16 protein-coding genes and 1 tRNA gene are annotated in these 20,957 nt (G+C 64.6%); 3 read left to right on the forward strand and 14 right to left on the reverse strand.

The annotated features are described in order from the left end of the window. Positions 1–13: 13 nt before the first annotated feature. A complete protein-coding gene (locus tag ACWZHB_RS24990) occupies positions 14–1,051 on the reverse strand; it encodes a DUF3558 family protein (protein ID WP_427904246.1) in 1,038 nt (345 codons plus the stop codon). Positions 1,052–1,314: 263 nt separating this feature from the next. Continuing rightward, positions 1,315–1,764, reverse strand: coding sequence for a cyanase (gene cynS, locus ACWZHB_RS24995; protein WP_427904247.1), 450 nt, complete (start codon positions 1,762–1,764; stop codon positions 1,315–1,317). Between the two features lie 157 nt (positions 1,765–1,921). Between cynS and ACWZHB_RS25000 the strand changes: the two genes are divergently transcribed. Beyond that, positions 1,922–2,761: a formate/nitrite transporter family protein gene (locus tag ACWZHB_RS25000; RefSeq protein ID WP_427904248.1), complete on the forward strand. Its 840-nt coding sequence runs from the start codon at positions 1,922–1,924 to the stop codon at positions 2,759–2,761. Between the two features lie 13 nt (positions 2,762–2,774). On the opposite strand, the gene ACWZHB_RS25005 is transcribed toward ACWZHB_RS25000, so the two are convergent. Further along, complete coding sequence (locus tag ACWZHB_RS25005; RefSeq protein ID WP_427904249.1) at positions 2,775–3,122, reverse strand: hypothetical protein; 348 nt, start codon at positions 3,120–3,122, stop codon at positions 2,775–2,777. 193 nt (positions 3,123–3,315) lie between these two features. Between ACWZHB_RS25005 and ACWZHB_RS25010 the strand changes: the two genes are divergently transcribed. Next, entirely contained in the window at positions 3,316–3,981 is a 666-nt protein-coding gene (locus ACWZHB_RS25010; protein WP_427904250.1) for a hypothetical protein, read from the forward strand. Positions 3,982–4,036: 55 nt separating this feature from the next. On the opposite strand, the gene ACWZHB_RS25015 is transcribed toward ACWZHB_RS25010, so the two are convergent. The 5 genes from ACWZHB_RS25015 to rplJ all read right to left on the reverse strand — a co-directional run bounded on the left by ACWZHB_RS25015 (position 4,037) and on the right by rplJ (position 14,568). Further along, positions 4,037–7,990, reverse strand: coding sequence for a DNA-directed RNA polymerase subunit beta' (locus ACWZHB_RS25015; RefSeq protein ID WP_427904251.1), 3,954 nt, complete (start codon positions 7,988–7,990; stop codon positions 4,037–4,039). Positions 7,991–8,105: 115 nt separating this feature from the next. Next, entirely contained in the window at positions 8,106–11,606 is a 3,501-nt protein-coding gene (rpoB, locus tag ACWZHB_RS25020; RefSeq protein ID WP_358060948.1) for a DNA-directed RNA polymerase subunit beta, read from the reverse strand. 667 nt (positions 11,607–12,273) lie between these two features. Then, complete coding sequence (locus ACWZHB_RS25025) at positions 12,274–13,353, reverse strand: ABC transporter ATP-binding protein (protein ID WP_427904252.1); 1,080 nt, start codon at positions 13,351–13,353, stop codon at positions 12,274–12,276. Positions 13,354–13,587: 234 nt separating this feature from the next. Further along, the gene (rplL, locus tag ACWZHB_RS25030) at positions 13,588–13,974 is read right to left on the reverse strand and encodes a 50S ribosomal protein L7/L12 (protein WP_427904253.1); all 387 of its coding nucleotides are present in this window, start codon (positions 13,972–13,974) and stop codon (positions 13,588–13,590) included. 60 nt (positions 13,975–14,034) lie between these two features. Further along, complete coding sequence (gene rplJ, locus ACWZHB_RS25035) at positions 14,035–14,568, reverse strand: 50S ribosomal protein L10 (protein ID WP_266293657.1); 534 nt, start codon at positions 14,566–14,568, stop codon at positions 14,035–14,037. 417 nt (positions 14,569–14,985) lie between these two features. Here rplJ and ACWZHB_RS25040 point away from each other — a divergent pair, with 417 nt between their 5' ends. Continuing rightward, positions 14,986–16,602, forward strand: a complete 1,617-nt coding sequence (locus ACWZHB_RS25040; RefSeq protein WP_427904254.1) for an MFS transporter — start codon at positions 14,986–14,988, stop codon at positions 16,600–16,602. Positions 16,603–16,680: 78 nt separating this feature from the next. On the opposite strand, the gene rplA is transcribed toward ACWZHB_RS25040, so the two are convergent. From rplA to ACWZHB_RS25070, 6 genes are all read right to left on the reverse strand, one after another. Further along, on the reverse strand, positions 16,681–17,394 hold the full coding sequence (gene rplA / locus ACWZHB_RS25045; protein ID WP_301903705.1) for a 50S ribosomal protein L1: 714 nt from the start codon (positions 17,392–17,394) through the stop codon (positions 16,681–16,683). A gap of 157 nt (positions 17,395–17,551) precedes the next feature. Next, entirely contained in the window at positions 17,552–17,986 is a 435-nt protein-coding gene (gene rplK, locus ACWZHB_RS25050) for a 50S ribosomal protein L11 (protein WP_063004011.1), read from the reverse strand. A gap of 216 nt (positions 17,987–18,202) precedes the next feature. Continuing rightward, complete coding sequence (gene nusG, locus ACWZHB_RS25055) at positions 18,203–19,036, reverse strand: transcription termination/antitermination protein NusG (protein ID WP_427904255.1); 834 nt, start codon at positions 19,034–19,036, stop codon at positions 18,203–18,205. Between the two features lie 112 nt (positions 19,037–19,148). Beyond that, positions 19,149–19,520, reverse strand: a complete 372-nt coding sequence (secE, locus tag ACWZHB_RS25060) for a preprotein translocase subunit SecE (protein WP_427904256.1) — start codon at positions 19,518–19,520, stop codon at positions 19,149–19,151. A 31-nt stretch (positions 19,521–19,551) separates the two neighbouring features. After that, a tRNA-Trp gene (locus tag ACWZHB_RS25065) sits at positions 19,552–19,624 on the reverse strand. Positions 19,625–19,818: 194 nt separating this feature from the next. After that, the gene (locus ACWZHB_RS25070) at positions 19,819–20,892 is read right to left on the reverse strand and encodes a fused (3R)-hydroxyacyl-ACP dehydratase subunits HadA/HadB (protein WP_427909287.1); all 1,074 of its coding nucleotides are present in this window, start codon (positions 20,890–20,892) and stop codon (positions 19,819–19,821) included. Positions 20,893–20,957: the final 65 nt, after the last annotated feature.

Genomic DNA, 20,957 nt, shown 5'->3' on the forward strand with positions numbered 1-20,957 from the left:
TGTTCGACGCCCGCTATCTGCTGGGTGGGATGTGGGCGACGAGTGGTTCCGCCAAGCGGGCGAGGTCCTTACACACCGCGGCCGGCTTGCGGTCGACGGTGTCCCACAGTTCGATGCTGACGCGACCGGTCGGGATGCCGTTCTTCGTGCCGAAAGGTGTGTCGAACCCGAGCTCGCAGTAGCCGTCGTCGACGTCGGTACCAGCGCCACCGAAAGCCTTGGTGACCATGAGCGCAGGCCGATCTCGGATCTTGATCGGTCGCGGCGTCGGGTACCAGCCGTAGTGGCTGTAGTACACCTCATGAAATGGTTCGGCGCCCGCCAAGATCTCGACTGTGTACCCGTCGCCCCGCCATCGACATCCGCCGCCGGTACCGTTCTCCTTCTTCGAAGCGTCCAATCCGGCTGCGACGATGGCAGATTCAGGGATAGCGCAAGGGTTCCACACGGGCACGGGCACCGTTGTCGTGGTCGTACCGGGGGGAGCAGTCGGAGTAGACGGTGGTTCGCTCGTCGCGATGGGCAGACTTTCGGGCAGCTCACGGGCAAGCTCGGCGAGGACCGCCTGGGCACCTGAGCTCAGATCGTCACGCATGGTCGGTGACCTCCAGACCGGAGGCGTCGCGCCGCCACTCCAATCCATTCCGGACGTGACGACCTCGAGCCTGACGTTACCCACTGCCGCGGTCGCCCAGCTCCGCATCGCTCCGGCTTGATCCTGGTCCCGGATCATCGCGTCGTCGCCGATTCCGTCGAGTCGGCGCGGTGTGCTGAAGTGCTCACGCTCAACGGCATTCGACGCCATCGGCGTCCTCGTGACGTGAATCTGCGGCGGCGAAACCGGAGCGCGACTCAGCTCGATAGTCACGGTGCGCAGCAGCGGTCCAGCAGCGGGCATGACATCACCGGCGGGGACCGGGTCGGCATCGAAGCTCGCCGTACAGATCAGCTCGTTCGCGCGGTGCGGCATTTCGGTGTCTGCGGCCTGCAATCGTGTTTCCGGGTCGTCCAGATACCCAGCGAACCGACCCAGCGCCTCCCGGGCCGCCACATCCACCGCCTCGCACGACGAAGGCAACGCCGAATACGACCGAACCTCGGGGACAGCGCTTCCCGTCGTACCACCGTCCCCGATCGAGCACCCCGCTGTGAACACCAAGGCGCACAACACCATTAGGTACGGACGCGAAGGCATGAGCACCCGCAACAACTACCACACCGCGGCCGACCTCGGGAAACACTGTCCCGCGGGCTTACGCCCGGATCCTCGGCCGGCACGTCGACAGAGTTGCCTCGTGCCGTACACGGCTGGGTTCACCAGCGGTAGTCGAGGAATTTGCCGTCCAGGGTGATGACGACGCGGTCGCCGTCGGGGTGGGGGCGGCGGGCGATGTCGATGTTGAAGTTGATGGCGCTCATGATGCCGTCGCCGAATTCCTCGTGAATGAGTTCTTTGAGGGCGGGGCCGTAGACCGAGACCGCTTCGACGAGGCGGTAGATGGTGGGGTCGGACAGTTGTGCCGGGTCGGCGCCGCGGGAGGGTTGCAGGCGCAGGCTTTCGGCGACGGTGTCGTCTAGGTCGAGCAGGGTGCAGACGGCGGCGGCTTGTTCTGCGGTCATCGGGTGCTGGCCGAGCAGGGCCGCTGTCGTCCAGACCAGGGGTGCGCCGAGAGATTCCGCGATACCCGCCCACGTCAGATCCTTGCGGATACGGGCGGCGACGATGAGGTCGGCGGCGGCGGATTTGCTCAGGATCGGTTGCATGCGGGCTCCTAGGGTCGGGGTCGCCGCTAGCCTGCCATTCGGGGGCACTCGCCGCCATAGTGGAATACCACTATTTACGTGGGAGCAACATCCGGTGATCGCGAGGCAACCTCGACAGCGAAAACTCCTGCGCTAGAGGCACTACGAAGGGGTTTCCATGTCCTATCTCAAACCGGCGGACTTCGTCGAGAAGATGATCGACGCGGGCGAAGCCAAAGCGTTCATGTCCACCCGCGACACCGTGATCCGCGCCTACATGGCGGGCGCGATCCTCGCCCTCGCCGCCGCCTTCGCGGTGACGATCACCGTGAACACCGGCGAGCCACTGCTCGGAGCCGTGCTCTTCCCCGTCGGGTTCTGCATGCTCTACCTACTCGGATTCGACTTGCTCACCGGCGTTTTCACGCTGGTTCCCCTGGCTTTGATCGACAAGCGGCGCGGCGTCACCGTGCGCTCGATGCTGCGCAACTGGGGACTGGTGTTCGTCGGCAACTTCGCCGGCGCGTTCACCGTCGCGGTGATGATGGCGATCATCCTGACCATGGGCTTCTCCGTCGACCCCAGCGTCGTCGGCGAAAAGCTCGGCGAGATCGGCGAATCCAGGACCCTCGGCTACGCCGAACACGGCGCCGCGGGCATGCTCACCCTGTTCATCCGCGCCGTGCTGTGCAACTGGATGGTCTCCACCGGCGTGGTCGCCGCGATGATGTCGACCTCGGTGTCGGGCAAGGTGATCGCGATGTGGATGCCCATCATGCTGTTCTTCTACATGGGCTTCGAACACTCCATCGTCAACATGTTCCTGTTCCCCTCGGGCCTGCTCCTCGGCGGCGACTTCTCCCTGGCCGACTACCTCATCTGGAACGAAATCCCCACCGTCATCGGCAATCTCGTCGGCGGCCTCACCTTCGTAGGCCTAACCCTCTACGCCACCCACGCCCGCACCGCCCCATCCCGCCGGCAGCCCGAACCCACAGAATCCGTTGTGGCGGACTGAAGAATTCAGCTGGCTACCGGTCGCGGTACTCCGCTTCGGCGATCGTCAGCTCCGTGCCCGGCATCGTGATCGTCACAAGTCCGGTGTCGGGGTTCCAGGTAGCGGCGACATCGCCTGCCGGGTAGGGGATGTCGTAGAACAGCCCACGATTGGGCGCGATCCCGACGTGGATCTGATACTCGGTGGCCAACAGCCCCGGCGTGGTGCGGTGGTACACACAGTACGACCTGTTGCCGTGCTCCGGGCCGCAGCTGAGTTCGACCTGGTCGGACATTGCATATGCGGCGAATCGGTAGGCGGTGAACGCCGACGCGAGCACACCGGCCACCGCGAGCACGACGACGACAACCTGAGACTTCACACCGCGACCGTACACAGAAAACGGCCCCCGCTCTCGGAAGAGCGGGGGCCGAAATCTGTTGCCTACCTGCGGACTAGCGGTAGTCGCTGAACCCGTAGTCGTCCAGCGGGTGGTGGTCACGGCGGCGGTCATGAGTCCCGAGACCGGTAACCACGCAAGCGGTTCTACGATGCGGGCGAGGCCGCTAGTCTGGATGACCCCCTATGCAGCAACAACCCAGGCGGTGAAGGTGCACGATCCGATGGCGGATGTCGAACGGGCGTTGGCCGCGCAGGTCGGCTGGAATTGGGTCGACGACCACCTGCTGTACGCCTGCAAGATGCTGTCGCGGCTGCGGGCGGGCGGCATTGCGGCGCTCGATCCGTACCCGACGTCGATCGTGATGGAGGAGCAGGAGACCTGCTTCGGTGAAGGCCAGGGCCTGTGGGCGGTGTTTCGTAGCCCTGAGCTGCCGCCGCCACCGCCCACAATTGCCCCAGCGGTGATCGCGGCCGTCTCGCCGTCAACTCCAGTCTTTGTCGCACCACGCGGCAGCTCGCGCCGCGATATCCAGCGAGCACGCACGGCAGCCAATGCCGCAGCCTTCAACGCAAGACAACGAAGCGAGCGTATGGCGGTTCAGATGGTTCAGGCGGCGGCCGATGCTGCACGCGTGGCAAACGCAGCAGCTGCGGCGGCTCGCGAACAGGCCACATCGCACTACCTCGAATTGGCGACACCGTGGGCGGCGCCGGCGTTCCTTATCGCCAGCCAGGCGAGATTCCCCCATCACCCGCAACTGATCAGCGGTTCTTGGTTACCTCACGGCTTCGAGGAACGCTGTCACATCGCGGGTAAAGCCTGCCAGCGAGTCCGCTGACCAGGACACGACGAACGCCCCGTTCCACAAGGGAACGGGGCGTTCGGGTTACTGCTTAGCGGTAGTCGCTGAAGCCGTAGTCGTCCAGCGGCACTGCTGCGCCGGTGGAGGAGCCGAAGCTGTCCGGGGAGTAGTAGGTGTCGTCGTAGGACGGCACCGCGTACGCCGCGGCACGGGCTTCTTCGGTCGGCTGCACCTGGATGTTGCGGTAACGGTTGATACCGGTACCGGCCGGGATGAGCTTACCGATGATCACGTTCTCCTTCAGGCCGATCAGCTTGTCGGAGCGGCAGTTGATGGCCGCGTCCGTCAGCACTCGGGTGGTCTCCTGGAAGGAGGCCGCCGACAGCCACGAATCGGTGGCCAGCGACGCCTTGGTGATACCCATCAGCACGGGACGGCCCGAAGCCGGCTCGCGACCTTCGGCCACCACACGACGGTTCGAGTTCTCGAACTCGGCACGCTCGGTGAGCGAACCGGGCAGGAACTCGGTCGCACCCGAGTCGATGATCGTCACACGACGCAGCATCTGGCGAACAATCACCTCGATGTGCTTGTCGTGGATCGACACACCCTGCGAGCGGTAGACCTCCTGGACCTCGTGGACCAAGTGGACCTGCACCTGACGGGGACCCATCACGCGCAGCACCTCGTGCGGATCGGCAGCGCCCTCGAGCAGCTGCTGACCCACCTCCACGTGGTCACCGTCGGCCAGCAGACGCTCGGAGCCGTCGTCGTGCTTGAACACCCGCAGACGCTGACGCTTCGAGAGCTTGTCGTAGACGACTTCCTCGGACCCGTCATCAGGGATGATCGTGATCTTGTAGAAGCGGTCGTCGTCCTCGAGACGCACCCGGCCCGAGACCTCCGCGATCGGCGCCTTGCCCTTGGGGACACGGGCCTCGAAGAGCTCCTGAACACGCGGCAGACCACCGGTGATGTCGTCGCCCGCGACGCCACCCTGGTGGAAGGTACGCATGGTCAGCTGGGTACCGGGCTCACCGATGGACTGGGCGGCGACGATGCCGACGGCCTCGCCGATATCGACCAGCTTGCCGGTGGCCATCGAACGGCCGTAGCAGGTGGCGCAGACGCCGGTGCCGGTGGTGCAGGTCAGCACGGAGCGGACCTTCACCTCGGTGATACCGGCCTCGAGCAGCGCCTCCAGCGCGGGGTCGCCGAGGTCGGCGCCCTTCGCCACGATGACGTTGCCCTTGGCATCGACCGCGTCGGACGCCAGGGTCCGGGCGAAGGTCGAGGTCTCGACGTGCGCGTCACGGATGATCGTGCCGTCGGCCAGCTTCTCCGCGATCGGCACCAGGATGCCGCGCTCGGTGCCACAGTCCTCTTCGCGGACGATGACGTCCTGCGACACGTCGACCAGACGACGGGTCAGGTAACCCGAGTCGGCGGTACGAAGCGCCGTATCGGCCAGACCCTTACGAGCACCGTGGGTGTTGATGAAGTACTCGAGCACGGTCAGGCCCTCACGGAACGAGGACTTGATCGGGCGCGGGATGAACTCACCCTTCGGGTTCGTCACCAGGCCCTTCATACCCGCGAGGGTACGGGTCTGGGTGAAGTTACCCGTGGCGCCGGAGTCGACGATCGTGATGATCGGGTTGTCCGGCGGGTAGTGGGTCCGCAGCGCGGCGCCCACTTCCTCGGTGGCTTCCTGCCAGATCTTGACCAGCGCGTTGTTGCGCTCGGCGTGATCGAGCGCACCACGCTGGTACTTCTTCTCGATCAGGTCCGCCATCGACTCGTAGCGTTCCATGATCTCGGGCTTCTCCGGCGGAACGAGCACGTCCGACATGGAGACGGTGACACCCGAACGCGTGGCCCAGTAGAAGCCGGCGTCCTTGAGCTTGTCGACGGTCTGCGCGACGACGATCATCGGGTAGCGCTCGGCCAGATCGTTGATGATCGTGGCCTGACGCTTCTTCGGCATCGGCTCGTTGATGAACGCGTAGTCCGCCGGAAGCAGATCGTTGAAGATCACGCGACCCAGCGTGGTCTCGGCCAGCCACGCGTCGCCGCGCTTCCAGCCGTCCGGGAACTGCGCGCTCTCGATGTCACGCGGCGGGCGCTGCTCGGTCAGTCGCACCTTGATGGTGGACCGCACGGTCAGCTCGCCACGATCGACGGCCATCTGCGCCTCGGCGGGCGAGGAGTACACGCCGTATTCCGGCACGTCCTTGGCCGACGCCTTGTACGTGCCGGCACCGTTCTCGTCGAGACGGGTCAGGTAGAACAGGCCCGTCACCATGTCCAGACGCGGCATCGCCAGCGGGCGACCCGACGCCGGGGACAGGATGTTGTTCGACGACAGCATCAGGATGCGCGCCTCGGCCTGCGCCTCCGCGGACAGCGGAAGGTGCACGGCCATCTGGTCACCGTCGAAGTCGGCGTTGAACGCTTCACAGACGAGCGGGTGCAGCTGGATGGCCTTGCCTTCGACCAGCTGGGGCTCGAAGGCCTGGATGCCGAGGCGGTGCAGGGTGGGCGCGCGGTTCAGCATCACCGGGTGTTCGGCGATGACCTCTTCGAGGACATCCCACACCTGGGCACGCTGACGCTCGACCATCCGCTTGGCGGACTTGATGTTCTGCGCGTGGTTGAGATCGACCAGACGCTTCATCACGAACGGCTTGAACAGCTCGAGCGCCATCAGCTTGGGCAGACCACACTGGTGCAGCTTCAGCTGAGGACCGACGACGATGACCGAACGGCCCGAGTAGTCGACGCGCTTGCCGAGCAGGTTCTGACGGAAACGACCCTGCTTGCCCTTGAGCAGATCGCTCAGCGACTTCAGCGGGCGGTTACCCGGTCCGGTGACCGGACGGCCACGACGGCCGTTGTCGAACAGTGCGTCGACCGACTCCTGCAGCATCCGCTTCTCGTTGTTGACGATGATCTCGGGCGCACCCAGATCGATCAGTCGCTTGAGGCGGTTGTTGCGGTTGATCACGCGGCGGTACAGGTCGTTCAGGTCGGAGGTGGCGAAACGGCCACCGTCGAGCTGAACCATCGGACGCAGCTCCGGCGGGATCACCGGAACAGCGTCGAGCACCATGCCCATCGGCGAGTTGCCGTTGGTCTGGAAGGCCGCGACGACCTTCAGACGCTTGAGCGCACGCAGCTTCTTCTGGCCCTTGCCGCTGCGAATGGTCTCGCGCAGCTTCTCGGCCTCGGCGTTGATGTCGAAGTTCTCCATCAGCTTCTGGATGGACTCCGCACCCATGGCGCCGGTGAAGTACTCGCCGTAACGGTCGACGAGCTCGCGGTAGAGCACCTCGTCGACGATGAGCTGCTGAACCGACAGCTTGGTGAAGGTGGTCCAGATCTCGTCGAGACGGTCCAGCTCACGCTGCGAGCGGTCGCGCAGCTGACGCATTTCGCGCTCGCCGCCGTCCTTGACCTTGCGGCGCACGTCGGACTTGGCGCCTTCGGCTTCCAGCTCGGCCAGATCGGCTTCGAGCTTCTGCGCGCGGGCCTCGAGGTCGGCGTCGCGCTGATCGGCGACAGCCTTCTTCTCGACCTCCATCTCGGCTTCGAGCGTGGAGAGCTCGTTGTGACGCAGCTCCTCGTCGACACCGACGATGACGTAGGCGGCGAAGTAGATGATCTTCTCGAGATCCTTCGGCGCCAGGTCGAGCAGATAACCCAAGCGCGACGGAACGCCCTTGAAGTACCAGATGTGAGTAACGGGAGCGGCCAGCTCGATGTGGCCCATCCGCTCACGACGCACCTTGGCGCGAGTCACCTCGACGCCACAGCGCTCACAGATGATGCCCTTGAAGCGGACACGCTTGTACTTGCCGCAGTAGCACTCCCAGTCCCGGGTGGGACCGAAGATCTTCTCGCAGAAGAGCCCGTCCTTCTCCGGCTTGAGCGTGCGGTAGTTGATGGTCTCCGGCTTCTTCACCTCGCCGTAGGACCACTGGCGGATGTCGTCGGCGGAGGCAAGGCCGATCCGGAGTTCATCGAAGAAGTTGACGTCTAGCACGTAACTTCCTTTCCCCTATTCGGGTCGAATTCGAGCAAAAGTTCACTAGTTTGGTCGAGCGCGGGGCGCGGGGCGGCTGCCCTTTTCCAAGGGACAGCCGCACCGCGCGTACCACCTAGTTCGCCAGATCGTCGATGGTTGCGGCTTCGTTCCTGGACAGGTTGATGCCCAGGTTCGCGGCCGCGCGCTCCAGATCCTCGTCTTCGCCGCCGCCCATCTCGATCGCGGCGCCGTCCGAAGACAGCACCTCGACGTTGAGGCACAGTGACTGGAGTTCCTTGAGGAGCACCTTGAACGACTCCGGAATGCCCGGCTCCGGAATGTTCTCGCCCTTGACGATGGCCTCGTAGACCTTCACGCGGCCGACCACGTCGTCGGACTTGATGGTCAGGAGTTCCTGCAGCGTGTACGCCGCGCCGTAGGCCTGCATGGCCCAGCACTCCATCTCACCGAAACGCTGACCACCGAACTGCGCCTTACCACCCAGCGGCTGCTGCGTGATCATCGAGTACGGACCGGTCGAACGGGCGTGGATCTTGTCGTCGACCAGGTGGTGCAGCTTCAGGATGTACATGTAACCGACCGCGACCGGGTACGGGAACGGCTCACCCGAACGACCGTCGAACAGCGTCGACTTGCCGTCGGCGTTGACCATCCGCTCACCGTCACGGTTGGGCAGGGTCGAGCCGAGCAGACCGGTCAGCTCGTCATCCTTGGCACCGTCGAAGACGGGCGTGGCGATGTTCGAGTCGGCCGGCGCCGCCAGCATCTCCTCGGGCAGCGTCGCCGCCCACTCGGGGCGGGTGCCATCCGCGGCCACGTCGATATTCCAGCCGGCCTTACCGATCCACCCGAGATGGGTTTCCAGGATCTGGCCGATGTTCATACGACGGGGCACACCGTGGGTGTTCAGGATGATGTCGACCGGCGTGCCGTCGGGCATGAACGGCATGTCCTCGATGGGGAGGATCTTGCCGATGACGCCCTTGTTGCCGTGGCGACCGGCGAGCTTGTCGCCGTCCTGGATCTTGCGCTTCTGCGCCACGTAGACGCGGACCAGCTCGTTCACACCGGGAGGCAGATCGTCGTCGTCCTCGCGCGAGAACACGCGAATGCCGATGACCTTGCCGGACTCACCGTGGGGCACCTTCAGCGAGGTGTCGCGAACTTCGCGAGCCTTCTCACCGAAGATGGCACGCAGCAGACGCTCTTCCGGGGTGAGCTCGGTCTCGCCCTTTGGCGTGACCTTGCCGACCAGGATGTCGCCGTCGCGAACCTCGGCACCGATGCGGATGATGCCGCGCTCGTCGAGGTCGGCGAGGACCTCATCGGAGACGTTCGGGATATCCCGGGTGATCTCCTCGGCACCGAGCTTGGTGTCGCGAGCATCGATCTCGTGCTCTTCGATGTGGATCGAGGTGAGAACGTCCTCTTCCACGAGGCGCTGCGACAGGATGATCGCGTCCTCGTAGTTGTGGCCTTCCCACGGCATGATCGCGACGAGCAAGTTCTTGCCCAGCGCCATCTCACCGTTCTCGGTGCAGGGGCCGTCCGCGAGGACCTGCCCCTTCTCCACCCGATCGCCCTCGTCCACGATCGGACGCTGGTTCGAGCAGGTGCCCTGGTTCGACCGGTTGAACTTGCGCATCCGGTAGGACTTGCGGCTGCCGTCGTCGGCCATCACGGTGACGTAATCGGCCGAGACCTCTTCGACGACACCGGGCTTCTCGTTGACAACGACGTCGCCCGCGTCGACGGCTGCGCGCAGCTCCATGCCGGTACCCACGATCGGGGACTCGGAACGGATCAGCGGCACGGCCTGACGCTGCATGTTCGCACCCATGAGGGCACGGTTGGCATCGTCGTGCTCGAGGAACGGGATCATGGCCGTCGCGACCGACACCATCTGGCGCGGCGAGATGTCCATGAAGTCGACCTGCGCCGGCGTCACGAACTCGACCTCTTCGCCCGCACGGCGGACGAGGACCTTCTCCTCGAGGAAGCGACCCTCGGCGTCGACCGGGGAATTGGCCTGCGCGCGAACGTAGCGGTCTTCCTCGTCGGCGGTCAGGTACTTGACCTCGTCGGTGACCTTGCCGTCGACAACCTTCTGGTACGGCGTCTCGATGAAGCCGAACGGGTTGACCCGCGCGTACACCGACAGCGAACCGATCAGGCCGATGTTCGGGCCTTCCGGGGTCTCGATCGGGCACATGCGGCCGTAGTGCGACGGGTGGACGTCACGAACTTCCAGACCGGCACGCTCACGGGACAGACCACCCGGGCCGAGCGCCGACAGGCGGCGCTTGTGGGTCAGGCCCGACAGCGGGTTGTTCTGGTCCATGAACTGCGACAGCTGCGAAGTTCCGAAGAACTCCTTGATCGCGGCGACAACCGGACGGATGTTGATCAGGGTCTGCGGCGTGATCGCCTCGACGTCCTGAGTCGTCATCCGCTCGCGAACCACGCGCTCCATACGAGACAGACCGACGCGGATCTGGTTCTGGATGAGCTCGCCGACGGTGCGCAGACGACGGTTACCGAAGTGGTCGATGTCGTCGATCTCGACGGGGACCTCTTCACCGCCGGGGGCGGTCATCGTGCGGTCACCGGCGTGCAGACGCACCAGGTACTCGATGGTGTCGACGATGTCTTCCTTGGTGAGAACCGAGGAGGTCACCGGCTCGTGCACGTGGATGCCGAGCTTCTTGTTGATCTTGTAACGACCGACGCGGGCCAGGTCGTAGCGCTTCTCCTTGAAGAACAGGTTCTCCAGCAGAGTCTGCGCGGACTCCTTGGTCGGCGGCTCGCCCGGACGCAGCTTGCGGTAGATATCGAGCAGCGCCTCGTCCTGGCCGGGCGTGCTGTCCTTCTCCAGGGTGGACATCATGATCTCGGAGAAGCCGAAACGCTCGACGATCTCCTCGGTCGTCCAACCCAGCGCCTTCAGCAGCACGGTGACCGGCTGACGGCGCTTGCGGTCGATACGGACACCGACGGTGTCGCGCTTGTCGACGTCGAACTCCAGCCACGCGCCGCGCGACGGAATCACGCGCACGCTGTGCAGGTCCTTCTCGGTGGTCTTGTCGATGTTGTGATCGAAGTAGACGCCCGGGGAACGGACCAGCTGCGAGACGACGACACGCTCGGTGCCGTTGATGATGAAGGTGCCCTTGTCGGTCATCATGGGGAAATCGCCCATGAACACCGTCTGGCTCTTGATCTCGCCGGTGTTGTTGTTGATGAACTCCGCGGTGACGAACAACGGCGCCGCGTAGGTCATGTCCTTCTCTTTGCACTCGTCGATGGAGGCCTTGACCTCTTCGAAGCGCGGATCAGAGAACGACAGGGACATGGAACCGGAGAAGTCCTCGATCGGCGAGAGCTCTTCGAGCACCTCCTCGAGGCCGCCTGCGAGACCGACGTCGCCGCGAGCGGCTGCCTTCTCACGCCAGTCGGGTGTACCGACCAGCCAGGCGAACGAGTCCGTTTGTAGGTCGAGAAGTCCGGGCACCTCGAGGGGCTCACGGATCTTCGCGAACGAAACCCTCAACGGGGCTCCGGGGATACCAGCCTTGGTCTGGGTGGAGACTGCCAAGATGCGTCCTTCCAGCACCTCACGCGCGTCGCGTGGTGGTCCGCGACCGTCGCTTGTCTGCTACGAATTCCGCTGGTTACAGCCCGAACGAAACCAGAACAAGCAGCAGCGGAAGTAACACCGGAAGGGTGGAACTTTCGAGTGCGAATCAAGGTGTGGACAGGAGGCAGCCAGCGCAACGTCCAAACTTACACCCCTAGACAAGGGAGTGTCAACATACCATCCGTGTGACCGCTCGCACGGGATAACGCGCCGAAGCCCTGGACGCTGGCCGCGTCAGATCCTTCACCGCTCTGCGCCCTGCCGCCGACTCCCCCGAGCCGACTGCCCACCTGGCGCTGAGCCCTCTATTCAACTGGCGCTGAGCCCCTGTTCAGCTGACGCTGACGCCTACTTTCGCTGGCGCAGGGCCCTTTTCTCACTGGCGCTGATGCCCCTTAACAGCTGACGCTGCTGTGAATAGGGTGACGGTTCGCGGGCCCCTCGTCAAGTGCCGCGGGTAGGTCGGTTCGCGATGCGAGATCGCCTGGCGCGCTGGGGATCCCCCACCCGGCGCCGCGGTCATTTTACTCGCGACACGCCGTGCGCGCCAGCTGGCAGACGGCCGGTCAGCGACTGTTTTCCGCCCTGTCACGCAGATGAGCCCCGGCCGTAGGCCGGGGCTCATCTGAGGCGTAAAAGTCGCTCAGCCGTTGATCTGGCCGTGCGGAACCGTCTTGAACGTTTCGGTGGGCTGATCGCTGCCGGCGTAGTTCGCCATCACCTGAGTGTCGTCGGAGGAATCCAGCGATTCGCGGATCGCCACCTGCGCCGCGTGCGGCAGCGTGTGGATGATCTCGCGCACGCGCGCCTGACGGCGGAACACGGCCTGGCGGGCCGGCATGCCGGGCTCGGCCTTCATCTGCGGGATGATGCCGTCGATCTCCTCGGCGCCACCGTGGTGGTGACCGGCGTCGACGAGGGCCTGCTCGCGCGCCATCTGCGCCTCGTCCTTCTCCTCCGACATACCGATCGGGCCGATCATGCGGCCGTTGAGGAACTGCTTGACCACCGGCTCCTCGCTGGTGAGCAGCACCTCACGGGGGCCGAACATCACCAGCTGACGGCGGAAGAGCATGCCGATGTTGTCCGGCACGGTGCGGGCCAGGTTGATGTTGTGCGTCACGATCAGGATCGTGGCGTCGATCTGCGCGTTGATATTGAGCAGCAGCTGCGCCAGGTACGAGGTACGCACCGGGTCCAGGCCCGAGTCGGGCTCGTCGACGAGGATGATCTGCGGGTCGAGGACCAGCGCGCGGGCCAGCCCGGCGCGCTTGCGCATACCGCCGGAGATCTCGCCGGGCAGCTTGCCCTCGGCGCCGAGCAGACCGGTCAGCTCGAGCTTCTCCATGACCACGCGGCGGATCTCGGATTCCGTCTTCTTCGTGTGCTCACGAAGCGGGAAAGCGATGTTGTCGTACAAATTCATCGAGCCGAACAGCGCACCGTCCTGGAAAAGGACGCCGAACAGTTTGCGGATCTCGTAGAGCTCCTTGTTGGAGCAGGTCATGATGTCGGTGCCATCGATGAAGATGGACCCGCGCTCGGGCCGCAGCAGACCGATGAGCGACTTCAGGAACACCGACTTACCCGTACCCGAAGGGCCGAGCAACGCACTGACCTCACCCGAAGGGAGCGTGATCGACACGTCCTGCCAAATTCGCTGTGAACCGAAGGATTTAGTTACACCCTCGGTCCTGACCTCGACGCCCACTGCTACCTCCATTGATCCCTGCGAGCACCCCACCCGCGTTCCCGCGCGCTCACATCACGGCGGTGCGCTACGACTCTGTGGGTCCGGTCACTGTAACCCATCAGTGAGACGGGGCACACCCCTACATGACTGAAGAGTAACCTGCGACGGTTCCCACGACCCGGATCACTTTCGCATGTCCGGGACAAATAGCAAACGGGCGGCCCATAAAGGACCGCCCGTTCACAACAGCACAGGGTTGCCGAATTACTTGACGGAAACCTTGGCGCCGGCCTCTTCGAGCTTCGCCTTGGCGGCCTCGGCGGCATCCTTGGCGACCTTCTCCAGGATCGGCTTCGGGGCGCCCTCGACCAGGTCCTTGGCTTCCTTCAGGCCCAGGCCCGAGACGATCTCACGGACCACCTTGATGACCTGGATCTTCTTGTCGCCGGCACCCTCGAGGATGACGTCGAACTCGTCCTGCTCTTCAGCGGCGTCAGCCGGAGCAGCGGCGCCACCGGCAGCGGCGATCGCGACGGGGGCAGCAGCGGTGACCTCGAACTTGTCCTCGAACGCCTTGACGAAGGAGGACAGCTCCAGGAGGGTCATCTCCGAGAAAACGTCGAGCAGCTCTTCAGTGGACAGCTTGGCCATGATTGTTCCTTTCGGTGGTGAATGTCTTTGCGCGCGGGCGTAATACCCGAGCAGGGGGTATTACTCGGCAGCGCCTTCGGCGGCCTGCTTCTTCTCCTGCAGCGCGGCGGCCAGACGGGCCACCTGACCTGCGGGAGCGTTGAACAGACCGGCCGCCTTGGACAGGTTGCCCTTCATCGCGCCTGCCAGCTTGGCCAGCAGGACCTCGCGGGTCTCCAGGTCGGCGATCTTCTCGACCTCGGACACGGACAGCGCAGCGCCGTCCATGTAGCCGCCCTTGATGACGAGTGCCTTGTTGTCCTTGGCGAAGGTCTTGAGGGCCTTCGCGGCCAGGACGGGCTCACCCGAAATGAAGGTGATGGCGGTCGGTCCGACGAACAAGTCGTCCAGGCCCTCGACGCCCGCTTCCGCGGCCGCGATCTTGACCAGGGTGTTCTTGGCGACGGAGTACGTGGCGTCGGCGCCGAGCGCACGACGCAGCTCGGTGAGCTTGCCGACCGACAGGCCACGGTATTCCGTGACAACAGTGGCCGTGGAGTTCTTGAACTGCTCCGCGATCTCCGCGACAGCGGTGACCTTTTCAGGTTTCGCCATACTTCGCCTCCTCTCTGATGTCGGTTTCGTTGGTGCACTACCGAATCAGGGGCCGGCGACAAAACGAACGCCCCGGACGCAAGGCGTACCGGGGCGCAAAATAACTTCGGCCTCAGCTCTCCCTGCGTGGGTCGCCGGCAATGTCGCCGGACCTTCGATCGACACCGTGAAATTCGGCATCAACGACCAACGGTCTTCGGTAGAACGAATGGGTGTGGTCCTCGCCGGATGTATGCACATCCCGCATGACCGTTGCTTACTGTACCTGCACCTACCCCCATCTGCCAAAACGGGTACCTCACGGACCAATTCGGGCGAATTCGATGTGACCCAAGCCACTTCGGCACGGCGATGTGTCAGCGATCCCAGCCAAAAGGTGTTACGTGCAGTGACAGTAATCTGGTTGACTCCGATGCTATGGCAACCTCCATAGTCGCTCCATCAATGCTGCTGGACCGGCGTTCGCAGCGGTTTCTCGCGCTCGCCGTCATCTGTCTGGCCGAATTGCTGGTGGTGCTCGACAACACCATCGTCAATGTCGCCCTTCCCTCGATCGGCGTCCAACTACAGACCGGGGTCTCCGGGCTGCAGTGGGTCGTCGACGCCTACACCCTCACCTTCGCCGGCCTGCTACTGGCGGCGGGCAATCTCGGTGACCGCTACGGCCGCCGCCGGATCATGACCGTCGGCCTCGTCGGTATCGCGGCGATGTCGGTCGGCGGCGCGCTCGCCGAGTCGATGACGCAGGTCATCGTCGCCAGGGCCGCGATGGGCGTTTTCGCCGCCGCGGTCTTCCCCGCCACCCTCGCCCTGATCATCAATATCTTCACCGACCGGCGCGAACGCGCGCTGGCCATCGCCGCGTGGACCGCGATGGCCGGGTTCGCGATCGCCATCGGCCCGATCTCGGGCGGCTGGCTGCTCGAACATTTCAGCTGGCACTCGGTGTTCTGGATCAACGTGCCGGTGGCGCTGATCGCGCTGATCGCGACGCTGATCTGGGTGCCCGAATCGCGCGCCGACAAGATCGGCAAACTCGATCTCGTCGGTATCGCGCTCTCGATCGCCGGGATCACGCTGGTGGTGTGGTCGATCATCGAAGCGCCGCACAATGGCTGGCTCTCGCTCACCACCCTGTGCACCGCGGCGCTCGGCACCGTGCTGCTCGCCGGCTTCGTGACGTGGGAATTGCGCACTGCCGCACCGATTCTCGATATGCGGTTGTTCCGCAACCGCCGATTCTCGTTGCCCGCGCTGGCAATCGCCATCGGCTACTTCTCGATGTTCGGTTTCCTTTTCCTGATCACCCAGTATTTCCAGGGCGTGCGCGAATACACCCCGCTCGAATTCGGTATCGCCTCACTGCCGTTCGCCGTCTCGGTCGCGATCGGCGCACCGGTCGCGACGCTGCTGGCGCAACGGGTCGGCACCACCGCGGTGCTGGTGCTGGGCCTGCTGCTCATCGGCGCCGGCCTCTATCTGGGCGGGCAGGTCACCGTCGACAGCACCTACGTGATCGGCGTGCTGCCCTCGATGGTGTTGATGGCGCTGGGACTCGGCATCGTGCAGGGACCGGCCACCGAGTCGATCATGTCCTCGCTCCCGCTGAACGAGGCGGGCGCCGGATCGGCCGTCAACGACACGACCCGCGAGATCGGCGGGACCCTCGGCGTCGCGGTACTCGGCTCGATCGTGGCCTCGTACTACACCAGCCGGATCGGCGCGCGCATCGACGCGATCCCGATGGGCATCATGAACGACAACGAGAAGAGCCTGGTCAAGGCCAGTCCGCTCAGCGTGCTGGAACTGCGTAAGCGCGAGCTCACGCCGTTCTTCGAAACCCAGCGCGAGAATCTGATCATCGCCATGAAGTCCGCGACGCTGCAGGGCGCACACGCCGCCTCACTGGTCGCCACCGGCGCGGTGCTGGTGTGCGCGGTGATCGTGGCCGTCTTCCTGCCGTGGAAGCCGCAGAACGGCGAATCCGTGCTGCTCGGCTGGCGCGACAAGGCACCCGAACCGCAGAACGACTGACCGGCAAACGCCAGAGGGTGGGAACGCAGTGCGTTCCCACCCTCGTGGTTGCTCTAGGAGCTAGCTGTCAGCCGAAGCTCACGCATCCTCGTCGAGGAGGTTGCGGGTGCGGTTCGGGTCCACCGGGATGCCCGGTCCGGTGTTCGTCGAAACCGTGATCTTCTTGACGTAGCGACCCTTGGCGGTCGACGGCTTCACACGCAGGATCTCGTCCAGCGCGGCGCCGTAGTTCTCCACCAGCTTGGCATCGTCGAAGGACGCCTTGCCGATGACGAAGTGCAGGTTGGCCTGCTTGTCGACGCGGAAGTTGATCTTGCCGCCCTTGATCTCGTTGACGGCCTTGGTCACATCGTTGGTGACGGTGCCCGTCTTCGGGTTCGGCATCAGACCACGCGGGCCGAGGACACGCGCGATGCGGCCGACCTTGGCCATCTGATCCGGGGTGGCGATCGCGGCGTCGAAGTCGAGCCAGCCGCCCTGGATCCGCTCGATCAGGTCCTCGGCGCCCACGGCGTCGGCGCCGGCGGCCTCGGCCTCGGAAGCCTTCTCGCCCGCGGCGAACACGATGACGCGGGCAGTCTTACCGGTGCCGTGCGGCAGGTTGACGGTGCCACGGACCATCTGGTCGGCCTTGCGGGGATCCACGCCGAGACGGACGGCGACCTCGACGGTCGCGTCGGTCTTGGTGGTCGCGGTCTCCTTCGCCAGGCGCGCGGCGGCCAGCGGGGAGTACAGGTTGTCGCGATCGACCTTCTCAGCAGCGGCGAGGTACGCCTTGCTTCGTTTTGCCATGATTCTCTGTCCTTAAAGTTCTGGGTTCAGATGTGGTTTCGTCGGGCCTGGCCGGCCCTCCCACATGAGAGCGAGATTCGCTCAGCCTGCAGTGCCTGATCGAAGGCTTCGCTACGCCTGCGTGGTTACGCTGCGCTGCCGCCTCCGGCGCTGACGCTCAGCCTTCGACGGTGATACCCATCGAACGCGCGGTACCGGCGATGATCTTCGCGGCCTGATCGATGTCAGTGGCGTTGAGATCCTCGGCCTTGGTCTTGGCGATCTCGCGGACCTGGTCCATCGTGACCTTGGCGACCTTGGTCTTGTGCGGCTCAGCGGAGCCCTTCTGCACACCGGCGGCCTTGAGCAGCAGCCGAGCGGCAGGCGGGGTCTTCAGCTTGAAGTCGAACGTCCGGTCCTCGTACACCGAGATCTCGACCGGAATGACGTTGCCACGCTGCGACTCGGTCGCGGCGTTGTACGCCTTGCAGAACTCCATGATGTTGACGCCGTGCTGACCGAGCGCGGGGCCGACCGGCGGTGCCGGGTTGGCTGCGCCGGCCTGGATCTGCAGCTTGATGATCCCGGCGAGCTTCTTCTTCTTGGGGGGCATCTTTCTTCCTTGGCTTTCTGGGGTTCGGTTCCTTACGGTTGCCGTAAGCCTCGTATCCGCGCACGACCGGTCCCCGACAAGTACTGCGGGGAAGTCAGAACACGAACCATCACACTCTACCGAACCGGTCTCGCACCTCGACAATCGGGTGGCGACCAGCACAAACACCAACGGCACCGCCGATGAGCGGTGCCGTTGACGCGGGTGTGGAAATCTTTAGATCTTGGAGACCTGGGTGAAGTTCAGCTCGACCGGGGTCTCGCGACCGAAGATCGACACGAGCACCTTGAGCTTCTGCTGCTCGGCGTTGACCTCGGAGATCGACGCGGGCAGCGTGGCGAACGGGCCGTCCATGACGGTGACCGACTCGCCGACCTCGAAGTCGACCTCGATGGTGGGCTTGCCCGAAGCCGAGCTACCGGCATCCGAACCACTGGCAGCGGCCGCGGCGGCCTTCTTCTGCGCCTGCGCACCGGCCGGGACCAGGAACTTCACGACCTCGTTGATGGTCAGCGGGGTCGGCTTGGCGCCGGGGCCACCGCCGGTCATGCCGACGAAACCGGTGACACCCGGGGTGTTGCGGACCGCGCCCCACGACTCGTTGTTCAGTTCCATCCGGACCAGGATGTAGCCCGGCAACACCTTGCGGTTGACGTTCTTCTTCTGGCCGTTCTTGATCTCGGTGACCTCTTCGGTCGGTACCTCGACCTGGAAGATGTAGTCCTCGAGACCGAGGTTCTGCACACGGGTCTCCAGGTTGGTCTTGACCTTGTTCTCGTAACCGGCGTACGAGTGCACGACGTACCAGTCGCCGGGCACGCGGCGCAGCTTGGTCTTCATCGACTCGATCGGGTCGGCCTCGGGGTCTTCCTCGGTGGCGACTTCGTCGATCACGGCTTCGTCGACGACAGCCTCTTCGGCTGCGGCTTCGTCATCGGCCACGTCGGCATCGGCGAGCTCGGCGGCCTCGACCTCGTCGGTGGCGGTTTCCGCCACGACCGTGTCGTCAACCGGGAACTCGTCGTTGGTGTCGTTCTCCGGGGTGCTCACTGAGGCACTCGCTTCCTGTGTCGTCACGTACATCGTCTGGGCCGGGTCGGTCGCGCGGAGGCACGCTCCGCCGTTCCTGCCCGCAATCGGCTACCGGCGTGGGTGTCGGCGATCAGCCGAACAGCCAGTCGACACCCTTGACGAACGCTATGTCGATCCCGGCGATGAACGCGACCATGAAGACCACGAACACCAGAACGACGGCCGTATAGGTGACCATCTGCTTCCGGTTGGGCCAGATCACCTTGCGCAGTTCCCCGATGACCTCTCGCAGGAACTTCAGCAGCCGCTTGAACGGGTTGCCCGCCTTGCCGGCAGTCTTGTCTGCCTTGCGCGAGGACGATGGCCGATCGAGCGTGGCCACCGATCCGTTGTCTGCCGGCGCATCCGACGCGCGCACCCGACGAGCAGACCGCTTGCCACTCGGTCGAGTGGCAGCGGCGGTGTCCTCGCCGTCTTCGCGAGTGTCCCGCTCGTCGCTCACGTCGATCCTCTCTCGTCGCTGGCATTCAGGGCAGGGGCGACAGGACTTGAACCTGCAACCTGCGGTTTTGGAGACCGCTGCTCTGCCAATTGAGCTACGCCCCTTCGGTTGGACCAGCCTGAGCTGTAGTGCCCAACCACATTCGATATTCGGTTGTCTCCAGTGTCACACAACACGCGCGCCGCTTCCATGAGGGTTAACCCCTCGGGAAGATCAGCGCGCAGCATCTCGTGACCCCAGAGTCCCGACTATACGTCACCGCGCGCGGTTATCGCCAATCCACCGACACTCGACCAGGTCAGGACAACTGAACGGTTGCCGTGGCGCGCCCGAAGATCTTTTTGCCCGCCGACTTCGCGATGATGGCGACCACCGCGGTCCGCGCCTCCGGGTCGACCGATTTCACCTTTCCGGTGAATTCGAGCTCGGCCGGAGCGTCGGCACCGACGTAGACCGGGCTCGTGAAGCGGACGTTGTATTCCTGCACCGCGCCGGGATCGCCCAGCCACGAGGTGACGAAACCGCCGCCGAGTCCCATCGTGAGCATGCCGTGCGCGACCACGTTGTCCAGGCCGACCAGCTTCACGACCTCGTCGCTCCAGTGGATCGGGTTCGCGTCGCCGGAGACACCCGCGTAGTTGACCAGGTCGCCGCGGGTGAGTCGCACCACGCGCGAAGGCAGCTCGTCGCCGACCGAGACGCTGTCGAAGGACAGGGCGTGCGCGCTGAGCGTCGGAGCGGGTTGTCTGGTGATCGGGTCCGGTGTGATCCCGACCGCGAGCTCGGACGGCGCGTGGTGGGCGGGCTCTTCCTCGCCGAGGCCGTGCATGAGCACGTTGCGCACCGCGTCCGACATCCGTGGATCGATGTCACCGCCGCTGCGGCCGATCAGGGTGGTGTAGGTGGTGAGCACCAATTCGTCGTCCTGGGCGGTGACGATGTTCTTGGTCACGATGATGTCGCCGCCGAAGGCCTGGCGGAAAGAATGCAGATACACATCACAGGTCAACTGGTCGCCGACCCGGATCGGGCGGTGGAATTCCAGGATCTGGTCGGTCTGCATGATCTGACTCAGGTCGTACCCGGTCACGATCTGTTCGAACAGTTTGCGCTGGGCGAGGATTCCGACCAGGGAAATGAAGGTGAGCGGAGCGACCAGGCCCTGGTGGCCGTACTCGCGGGCGATGTCTTCTTCCCAGTGCACCGGGTGGTAATCCTGCACCGCACGGGCGTATTCACGCACCTTCTCGCGGCCGACCTCGTAGTAGTCGTCGACGCGGTAGTGGTGGCCGACCATCGACGCCGCGTGGGCGGCGGGATCGAAGGATTCGGCGGCTGCGGCAGGGACCGCTTCGTGAGTTCCGGTGTTCACTGTCACAACGTGGACCTTACTCACTTGTCAGACGGCATCGCCGTCGACCGGTGTAAAACGTGACA

It is taken from the genome of Nocardia sp. FBN12, from assembly GCF_054031145.1.

Coding starts and splice junctions, on each gene's coding strand:
- rplA (WP_301903705.1), bottom strand. CDS start 17,394: ATGGCAAAACGAAGCAAGGCGTACCTCGCCGCTGCTGAGAAGGTCGAT.
- ACWZHB_RS25000 (WP_427904248.1), top strand. CDS start 1,922: ATGTCCTATCTCAAACCGGCGGACTTCGTCGAGAAGATGATCGACGCG.
- ACWZHB_RS25010 (WP_427904250.1), top strand. CDS start 3,316: ATGACCCCCTATGCAGCAACAACCCAGGCGGTGAAGGTGCACGATCCG.
- ACWZHB_RS25040 (WP_427904254.1), top strand. CDS start 14,986: ATGGCAACCTCCATAGTCGCTCCATCAATGCTGCTGGACCGGCGTTCG.
- cynS (WP_427904247.1), bottom strand. CDS start 1,764: ATGCAACCGATCCTGAGCAAATCCGCCGCCGCCGACCTCATCGTCGCC.
- rplJ (WP_266293657.1), bottom strand. CDS start 14,568: ATGGCGAAACCTGAAAAGGTCACCGCTGTCGCGGAGATCGCGGAGCAG.
- ACWZHB_RS25025 (WP_427904252.1), bottom strand. CDS start 13,353: ATGGAGGTAGCAGTGGGCGTCGAGGTCAGGACCGAGGGTGTAACTAAA.
- rplL (WP_427904253.1), bottom strand. CDS start 13,974: ATGGCCAAGCTGTCCACTGAAGAGCTGCTCGACGTTTTCTCGGAGATG.
- rplK (WP_063004011.1), bottom strand. CDS start 17,986: ATGCCCCCCAAGAAGAAGAAGCTCGCCGGGATCATCAAGCTGCAGATC.